The following is a 9317-nucleotide window of genomic DNA, read 5'->3' on the forward strand; positions in this document are numbered from 1 at the left end:
CTGTCACGGCGGAGGTCGCGGGTTCGAGTCCCGTCCGGTCCGCAAATCATCTCAGAAACCCGCGCTTAGCGCGGGTTTTTTGTTTTTAGTCGAGTATTTAGTCGAGTTCCATTATGTTTTCAATGATCTTTGTATCAGCAAGGGCTATATGGTGTTAAAGTTCGAAGATACTCGCTGGTCAACAATTTGATACGATTAACGCTGAAGATGGTAGCGTATGTTCAACAGAGATCAGACCAACCAAGGTTGAAACCCATGCTCATCGATATGGACGTTGAGGAACAGGACTTAAAAAAAGGCCGGCTGCTAGGCCGGCCCGGAAAAAGGTGGAAACAGGTATGCTACCAGTTGAGTTTATAGCTCGCGATCACCGCGCAATGATCAGAAGCGTACTTTTTTTCACCGGACAGGTAACCGGTCAGCGCCCGGTAGTTGACTACGGAGAATTTACCGGCCGGGGCGGAAAGAATATAATCGATCGTACGGTCCGGATTGTCGGAAGGAAAGGTACGTGGGCATTGCTGCATGCATCCGCTATTCAGGTAACTATGCACGATCGTCATCGTTTGGGATTCGGGCCGGGCATTCAGATCGCCGGCAACGATCACCGGACCATCGATCCCCGCCACTATTTTTTTGAGCTCCTGTGCCTGGAGTAACCTGTTGTCTTCCTGGGCTAGATGGTCGAAGTGCGTGGAGGCGAAATAGAATTTTTTTCCTTCTTTCTCCACCTGGATGAGTGCCACCGAACGAAATTCCCCGCTGAGCTGCGGCGTTACGGGGAGCATAAACCCCTGCTTTGAGTGGATTGGCAACCGCGACAGTACGGCATCACCATATTCGCCTCCGGTTTGGTCGATTGCTTTCACAAAATGCCATTCCATGCCAGTGAGCGCTGCGAGATCCCGTGCCTGGTGAACAGTTGTTCCGGTGCGCCTGGTAAAAACATCGACTTCCTGCAACGCTACCAGGTCTGGCTTTTCTTCATTGATCACTTTCGCCAGCAATGCAAGATCTGCCGGCGCACCGGACGAAGCCCGGGCGCCGTAGATGTTATAAGTCATGACTTTTACAACCGGTTTGGAGGTGCCCGCACCCGGGTCGGGCGGCATTTCATTGGGCTTGTTGCAGGCAAATACGAGCAATGTGCCGAATATCCAGGTTTTTTTCATATTAGAATGCTTTCAGGTCTCCGATATGTGTAAGATAGATATCGCCCTGGGAAGTGTTGATGGTCATGCGAAAGTAGCGGGCTTCCTGGGCATACGACAGATAGATGGTGTTTTCCTTGATGTTTTCCAAGGTGAAATTTTCACTGTATGACCACGTAGTACCATCGGTGCTGGTTTCTACGATTATGCTTTTGGGATTACCGCTGGTTTTGAAGTTACCGGCTGCATCCAGCCTTCCGGTGATGGAAAATCCGTGGAGCTTTTGGGTGGCATGCATGTCGATGGTCAGGACATGCGGCGGACCGGGTTTTGACGCTTTCCAGGTGGTACTCCACCAGGTGGAAGCAGACGGGTCGATGGCATAGATCGCTTTGCCGTTGTTGGCTCCGTCTCCGGTAGGTTCTTCCGAGGAAAAGCCGGCTACCTCCCAGGCGCTGCGGTCCAGTTCAGGAAAAGGGTTCGAGGTATACAGGGCTTTTACGAGGAAATACGTTGTTTTTAGACGGTCGTTCAATTTGTTACTGGATTGGATAGTAACTGGCAGGAGGTAACCGCCGATACCTTCCAGCTTATCGAGATGGAGCCTGACTTTCAACGGTGGGGTGTTGACTTTACCGGAAGGAATGGTGGCGCTGGATTGTTCCAGCTCGTAGCTGCCGGCAGGCATCACCGGGTAATTGGTGAAGTATTGGTTGTTAAAGGAAGATACCAGGGCGGGTGCGGGAGAAAATTCCACCAGAATGTCTTTGTTATTGGCATGCGGCCCGCCGAAACAAGCGCCGTAAATAAGCTCCGTTTGGGTATCATCCCGGTTGAATGTGAAAACCGCGGGTGTTTGCAGTGCCTGGGGCATATATACGTTAGACGTGCTGTCTGAAACATGATCCATAAGGTTGCCGTCGTTGGAACAGCCGCCCAGTGTCAGGGCTGTGCAGGCAGACATATAAAGGAAGTATTTCATTTTCTGTTGCATTGATGATTGAAATTTGGGATGCATGTATTACCAGCCGGTGTTTTGTACCATATTGGGATCGCGGTCCATTTCAGACTGCGGAATCGGGAACAGGTAATAATGTTTAAGGAATACGCGGCGTTCAAAGGCGGTGCGCTGATAGAATACGAGGTCGGCCAGCTTGGTGCCTGCATCCACGTTCATGCCGTAGAACAGTCCGCCATCCGTTTGTTCTGCAATTTTCCAGCGGCGGGTATCAAAGTAACGCATGTTTTCCAGCGCCAGCTCCACTCTTCTTTCGTGCCGGATTTTGGCGCGCATCTCTATCTGTCCCAGGCCAGCCGCTACCCCGGGAAGACCGGCACGGTCGCGGATCTGGTTGAGGTACTGGAGGATGTCGGGATGGCCGGGTTCCACCTCATTGAGCGCTTCGATGTAGTTCAGCAATATTTCTGCATAGCGGAAAATCACCAATGGCCGAGCTACATATTTACTCAGACGGGGATTGCTGTCGGGATGAATATTCTTGCGGGCGATATAGCCCGTGCGCGGGAAGTCCCAGCTGCCCCGCTTGCCGGTATTTCCGTTGAAGTGGGTTTCAATGATCTTCACACCTTCTGAAGGATTGATCCAGGGGCTGCCATTGAAACTAACATTGACATAGAACCGGGGCTCCCTGTTCACGTACATGTTAAACGTGCCTTTGGGTGCATGGGGAGTGGCAGTTGTCGAAAACCCTGATTCGGAGTAGCCGGAGCCTGGTTCCCGTATCCCCAGTCCGTTTGCCATTTCAAATTCATCCACCAGTTGCTGCGTCACGGCAACCGCCGCATAACCATTGCAAAGCCGGGGGGAAACCGAGCGCTCCCAGGCGGATAAGTTGTTGGATGGCCGCGCGTAGATCACTTCTACATTCCAGGGATCGAGGAAAACATCGCGGGTAGACAGGTAGGGATCGAAATCACCGTCGCTGTTATTCTTGCGGTAAAGCTCGAAGCTGAATCCTGTTATCACTTCTTTTGCGGCATCGGCCGCTTTTTGCCATTTGTCGGCATCATACGTCTGGCTTATGAGTTGCTTGCCGTCTGTATTTTTCAGGGATGCGTAGTCGGAGTTGCCGTTGAAAAGCGGACTGGCGGCATGCAGGAGGGCGCGGCTTTTTACGCTTTTACAAAAAGCCTGCGTGATCCGGCCGTATTCCGTATCTGGCTGGTTTGTAAAATGAAGTGGGAGTGCCTTCGCCGCTTCGTCCAGTTCGGATACGATAAAGTCGATGCATTCGTCCATCGAGTTGCGGGGGAGCTGCATTTCCTGTGCGGAAGGGGAAAGGTCGCCTGGAATGGGGGTGTCGCCCAAAAGAATGCAGGGCCCGTACTGGCGGACGATGCAATAATAGTAAAATGCCCTCAGCGCACGGGCTTCCGCCTTATATTGCGCGATCAGCTCCGCACCATTGGGCAGGCTTTTTATCTCTGTATTCTCGTCAACCCGGTTCATGAAATAAGTAGCCGAGCGGATCCCTTTGTAGAAACTGCCCCAGTAATTGAAATAGTTGCTGGCGGCGTTCCAGTTGCCCAGGTTGGCGGGATAGGAATCATATCCGGAACCGGGACGGTCATAGGTAATATCCGCATCGTCAGACATGCCCTCCCAGGGAGAGGTGTTGCGATATCCGTCATTGGGCATATACGAATAAATATTGGCGAGGTATGCTTCGGTATATTTCCGGCGTGCAAAAACCTGGTCGATGGTGATGCGGTCGTCTGGTACCTGGTTGAGAAAATCCTTGTTGCATGCGGGCAGCACGGTAACGGCGGCCAGGAACAGGGGGAGGATATATTTGCGTATCATCGTTAATGTTCAGTTTGATCGGTTTACAAATTCACGGCGATGCCGGCGGCGAAGGTTCTGGTGCTGGAATATGCCGCACCCCGGCCATTACCTATTTCAACATCCCAAAGTTTGAAAGGGGAGAACGTAAGGAGGTTCACGCCTTGCAGGAAAATATTGACGTCTTTGAGATGAATACGGCGCATCCAGGCGTCTGGCAGGTTGTAAGACAGCTGAAGGGTTTTCAGGCGCAGGTAGTCGGCTCTTTTTACCCACCAGGTGCTCGAAGCATAGTTGTTGTTGAGTGAGCCGGACATGAGACGGGGATAAAAAGCATTCGGATTGGGATTTGCTTCCGTCCACCTGTCGGTAATGTTGGAAAAGAGGTTACCCCTGGCAAGCCCTTGCTGGAAGGGCATGGTGCCTTCGCCGTTCAGCATAACATCTACATTGGCTGCGCCCTGGAACAGGGTGGAAAGGGAAATTGATTTGTAACCGACGGTAAATCCAAACCCGTACATGATCTCAGGTACATCCCCATACCCAATGGGGGCCTGGTCGTAGCTGTCGATCATACCATCGCCGTTGAGGTCTTTGAATTTGATGTCACCGGCGCGTACATCGCCTGGTTGCAGCGGTGAGTTCTTGACGTCATTATCGCTTTCAAAAAGTCCCAGCGCGATGTATCCATAGCGTTGGCTTACTTTCTGGCCTTTGCGGTTGAGCCAGGGGTATTCCCAGGCGGGATCATCATTTTCCACTACTTCATTGCGGTTAAAGCTGAAATTGCCGAGGAGGTTGATCCGCAAGTCGCCCAGTTTGGCGTTGTAAGTGAAAGTGGCATCGATGCCTTTGTTGTCGATAATACCGACGTTGGCAAACGGAGCATTGATCATACCTGCATAACCTGGCAGGGATTTCCGGCGCAGGAAGATATCGCTGCGGTATTCCCGGAACAGGTCCACCTGGATGGAAAGGGCGTCCCGGAACATGCGGATATCGAATCCGAGATTCGTTTTGCGGGAGTTTTCCCAGGATACATCCACAGCATATTCGCCGATTTCCATGCCTGTAACATTGGTCGGCGTTTGTTTGCCAAATCCATAGGAACCCAGGTTGGCAACAGTAGCAAGGTAAGCGAAACGCCGGCCGTCGATATTGGAATTGCCAACGATGCCATGGGAAAACCTCGCCTTAAAGAACGGAATAACATTACGGATAGGTGCGTAGAAGGCCTCGTCGGATATCACCCACCCCAATCCGATGGAAGGGAAAAACCCGTAACGCTTGTCGGGATGAAAGTTCTCAGAACCATTGTAGCCGAAGTTGGCTTCCAGGAAATACCTGTTCCGGAAGCTATAGGTTGCCCGGCCGGCTAGCCCCTGGAGGCGGTAAGGCATTGATGCTTCCAGGTCGCTGGCGAATGTGTTGACCTCGTCGCTTTTGTTGTAGAGCAACATGCCGGATACTTCATGATCTTTGGCAAAAGTGCGCTGGTAATTCAGGGCCAGCTCGGAATAGACGGTCCGCTCGCCCTGATTGGATTTGGTGTAGGCGAGGAATTCCGTGCCAATGGCGGTTTGCTCAAACTGGAGGTTTCCATCTGCATCACGCCCAGTGGCCAGCCAGGTATCCGGGGTTTTGGTGTACCGGTTGCTGGTGTAGTTGTACGTGTCAAATGCGAACATCCCGGTAACAGACAATCCTTTTGTGATGAAATTCAATTGCTGGCTCAGCCGGAGGTTGGAATTGAGCTGGCTCCTCCACTGATTTGCGTACCCTGTCTGCGTGAGGCTGGCCCAGGGGTTGGACAGGCCTCCGGACCGGATATCCGCAATTTTACCATCAGGGTATTTGAGCGGGATTTGCGTTGGTGTCATGAAGTAGGCGTCTTCAAACAAAGCACCTACACCCGTGGTAGGAAGATTCACATTTTTAAGGTAACCGTTGATGCCAAGCTTGACGGTAGTGGTCGGAGATGGCTGTAACGTGAGGTTGGACGTAACGTTGTACCTTTTTTCGAAAATGGACGAGTTATACTTGCTCAGTTCATCGGTTTTATACATCCCCAGCTCATCCGTAAAAGAGAGCCCGACGTAATACACCGCCTTTTCGGATCCGCCGTTGATATTGGCATTGGCATTGCGGTAGCGGCCAAATTGATTGAACATGGCGTCGAACCAATCCACATTCGGGTACAGGTAAGGGTCTGAGCCGTCGCGGGTGGCCTGGATGGCTTCGTCAGAATAAACCGGGCTGCTTCCCCGGGTTGTAAGTGCTTCGTTGGACATTTTCATGTACGTGGCACCGTCAGCAAACGAGGGCAACCGGGTAAATTCGGTAATACCTTCTGTATACCTGAAATTGTAGGAAGGCTTCCCGGCTTTGCCGGATTTGGTGGTTACGATGATCACGCCATTGGCTCCCCGGACCCCGTACACCGCAGTAGCAGCGGCATCTTTCAACACGGTAAAGCTCTCGATATCTTCCGGATCGATATTGGCGATCGAACGGGGGACGCCATCAACCAATGTCAGCGGTGCGCTCAGTCCGGCGGAGAAGGTAGAGATCCCGCGGATATAAATATTGGCATCATTATACCCCAGCTCGCCGCTGCGTTGCACGCTGACCATACCGGCGATCCTGCCGCCCAGGGAATTGGTCAGGTTGGAAACCGGTTGCTTCAGATCCCTGGCTGAAACCGTGGTTTGCGCCCCAACCAGCCCGATTTTCTTTTGCGCGCCGAATCCCACTACCACAACTTCTTCCAGTGCGGAGGAGGCATCCTGCATAATTATTTCAAATTGCGTGGCTTTTCCCACGGGAACCTCCTGTGTGCGGTAACTGATCATGGAAAAAGTGAGGATGTCTCCTTCGGATACCTGCAGAATAAAACGGCCGTTGATATCGCTGCCGGTACCTATTTTGGAATTTTTTACCATAATGGTAACACCCACCATCGGCTGCCCGGTAGAATCCCGCACGGTGCCCGTAATTTCCCGGGGGATCCTTTGCAACGGCGGTGGAAGGGGGGAGGCTGTAGCGCGCATGCTGACCGAAATGGTTTGGCCGTCGACCTTGAATGCAAGCCCGGCCATTTCTCCGATCTCAGCCAGTACGCGGGAGATGCTGGCGGATTTTGTGGTGAGGGTAATTTTTTTGGGATGATCGGCCAATGATTTTGCATACATAAACCGGTAATTCGTCTGTTTTTCAATCAGGGAGAAGACCGTCGTAACGCGGGTGTCCCGGACTGAAAGGTGGATGGTAGCCGTCTCCTGTGCGGCAGCTGGAAGGAGGGCCATGGCTGCAATGGGTGCCAGCATCAGGCGGAGGCAACAGTGCATGCCGCCGCGGCGCAGCTTGGCGAGTAAATGAAGGATCATACTTTCAGTTTTTGAATCGTGGTGCTTTAGGAGGAATTATTGTTTCGTGATCACGAAGGTGTTTCCTGTCTGTTCAAACTTTAGTTGGAATACGAAGCAAATGGATGTTAATGTTCTTGATATGGATGAATGCGGCTGCTGGCCCGATAGTGCCAGTTTTTCGATGCCAGGCTGTAATCTAATGTTGACATTGTATTCATTTTCCAGTATGGTACATACCTCTTTTAAGGTGAGGCCATCCAGGTTCAGCAATTTATGCTGCCAGGTGGCCACCTGGTCGGGATTTTCTGAGAACTGGCTGAACGTGGCGGTTGTGGTATCGTACGTGGCGGCGTTGCCTTTTCCCAGTATCGCAAATTGACCGTTCGGGCCTGCAACTTTTACTTTACCGTCTGCCACCGCGATTTTCGGCGTGATACCCGGGTAAGTCCGCACATCAAAGCGGGTGCCCAGTACAACGGTTCGCAATCCTTTGCTATGCACGGCGAATGGCCGCCCGGGATGGTTCCGCACCTCAAAAAAGCCCTGGCCTTCCAGTTCAGCGATCCTTTCGCCTGTTTTCCTGTTTTCAAGATAGCGAAGGGCTGAACGGGCGTTGAGTGTAACGACGGTGCTATCTGGCAGGGTGATGGTACGGATTTCCCCGCTTGAAGTAGTGGCGGATGCCAGCATGACGGGAGCTGACGGCGTATGCCACCACCATACGGCCACCAGCAACACCGCGACAGCGGCGGCATATGGGATTATTCTCCTGTACACGGAGCTGGTTTTTGCAGCGGGAGTCTTTCCTGGCTTACCTTCCATCCTGGAGGCCATCCGTTCCTGCAAACCTTCCGGTAAAGAATGTACTTCCACGGCTTCCCATTCCCTGAATTGCATCCATTCTTCCCTGATGTCTGGGTTATCCAGCAAATGGAGGAAAGCAATGAGCTCCTGTTCATTTGCAGTATTCCCGAGAACCTTTTGAAATAATAGATGGATGTTTGTGGAATCGTTCGCCATATCTAGCAGGTACTTTATAATATATACACGGATTTTGGGCGAACTACTGAGTGTGGGAGAAAAAAAATCCGGATTAGCGCATTAGCAACAATACCAATATTATGTAGGCGTCCTTTAATTCTGAACGGAGGATCTTTAGGCTACTATGGATATGCGATTCCACCGTGCGGACGGAGATACCGAGTTTTTCGGCGATGACTTTATTGGGCAGGCCTTCTTCACGGCTCAGCTGAAAAACACTTCTCTGCTTTTCGCCCAGTTTGGAAAGGACGTGCCGGTACTGGCGTAGCAAGGCTTCATTGTCGAGCCGGCGCAGGAGCTGATCTTCCGGAAAATGCGCCGCTTCATCCGAACCTTGCAGCCGGAGTTGCCGGATGGCCTTGTTGCGCAGGAAATTGAGAATATGGTTGCGGGCAATGGTAAACAGCAATACCTCCAGGTTGGCATGGAGGTCAATACGGTCCCGGAAATGCCAGAGTTTCAGGAATATGTCCAAAACTAATTCTTCGGCATCTTCGGCGTTCCCTGTTTTTTTTATGCAATAACCGAGGACCTTTGGTCCGATTTGGTCCATCAGCGCTTTAAGCGCATCTTCATCTCCAGCGATCAGCCTGGTGGAATATTCATGCATCTTGGTCGCAAAATTATAGTTCGGAATATTACCGGAAAGTTATATCTGTGCTGTTGGTCGTGGAATCAAACGCAGCCGTAATAATAATTAATTCCACTGTAAAATAATGACGATTATTTCACGGCAAAAAAAATTGAAAGGCAGCGGAGACGGTAAAATTGTACGATTTCTAGGAGGTGCGGGAGGTGTGATAGTCAGCCAATCCTGTTCAGTGTCAGAAATGGAGATATCCACCCCCTCAACATTAAATTGTTTGTGACAGGCTGTTTTCCTATTTTAGCCCCACGTAGCGCTTTAATTTTACATGTCATTTAACCTAGCAACTGATGAAATTCAACTAATTC

General features: G+C 51.4%; 7 protein-coding genes. 1 reads left to right on the top strand and 6 read right to left on the bottom strand.

Annotation, left to right across the window (positions count from 1 at the left end; all coding sequences use genetic code 11):
- A partial coding sequence (locus tag Q0510_RS24660) for a hypothetical protein (protein ID WP_298717961.1) occupies positions 1-190 on the top strand: 190 nt, incomplete at its 5' end.
- 151 nt (positions 191-341) lie between these two features.
- Here the strand turns inward: Q0510_RS24660 and Q0510_RS24665 are convergent.
- From Q0510_RS24665 to Q0510_RS24690, 6 genes are all read right to left on the bottom strand, one after another.
- A complete protein-coding gene (locus Q0510_RS24665; protein WP_298717964.1) occupies positions 342-1172 on the bottom strand; it encodes an endonuclease/exonuclease/phosphatase family protein in 831 nt (276 codons plus the stop codon).
- A gap of 1 nt (position 1173) precedes the next feature.
- A complete protein-coding gene (locus tag Q0510_RS24670) occupies positions 1174-2115 on the bottom strand; it encodes a DUF1735 domain-containing protein (RefSeq protein WP_298717966.1) in 942 nt (313 codons plus the stop codon).
- Between the two features lie 57 nt (positions 2116-2172).
- Positions 2173-3975 (bottom strand): RagB/SusD family nutrient uptake outer membrane protein, encoded by a 1803-nt coding sequence (locus tag Q0510_RS24675; RefSeq protein ID WP_298717969.1) that lies wholly within the window; start codon positions 3973-3975, stop codon positions 2173-2175.
- Between the two features lie 23 nt (positions 3976-3998).
- The gene (locus Q0510_RS24680) at positions 3999-7340 is read right to left on the bottom strand and encodes a TonB-dependent receptor (protein ID WP_298717971.1); all 3342 of its coding nucleotides are present in this window, start codon (positions 7338-7340) and stop codon (positions 3999-4001) included.
- A 36-nt stretch (positions 7341-7376) separates the two neighbouring features.
- On the bottom strand, positions 7377-8342 hold the full coding sequence (locus Q0510_RS24685) for a FecR family protein (RefSeq protein ID WP_298717974.1): 966 nt from the start codon (positions 8340-8342) through the stop codon (positions 7377-7379).
- Between the two features lie 73 nt (positions 8343-8415).
- Positions 8416-8973, bottom strand: coding sequence for an RNA polymerase sigma-70 factor (locus tag Q0510_RS24690; RefSeq protein ID WP_298717977.1), 558 nt, complete (start codon positions 8971-8973; stop codon positions 8416-8418).
- Positions 8974-9317: the final 344 nt, after the last annotated feature.

This window comes from uncultured Chitinophaga sp. (assembly GCF_937874145.1).
GTDB lineage: Bacteria > Bacteroidota > Bacteroidia > Chitinophagales > Chitinophagaceae > Chitinophaga.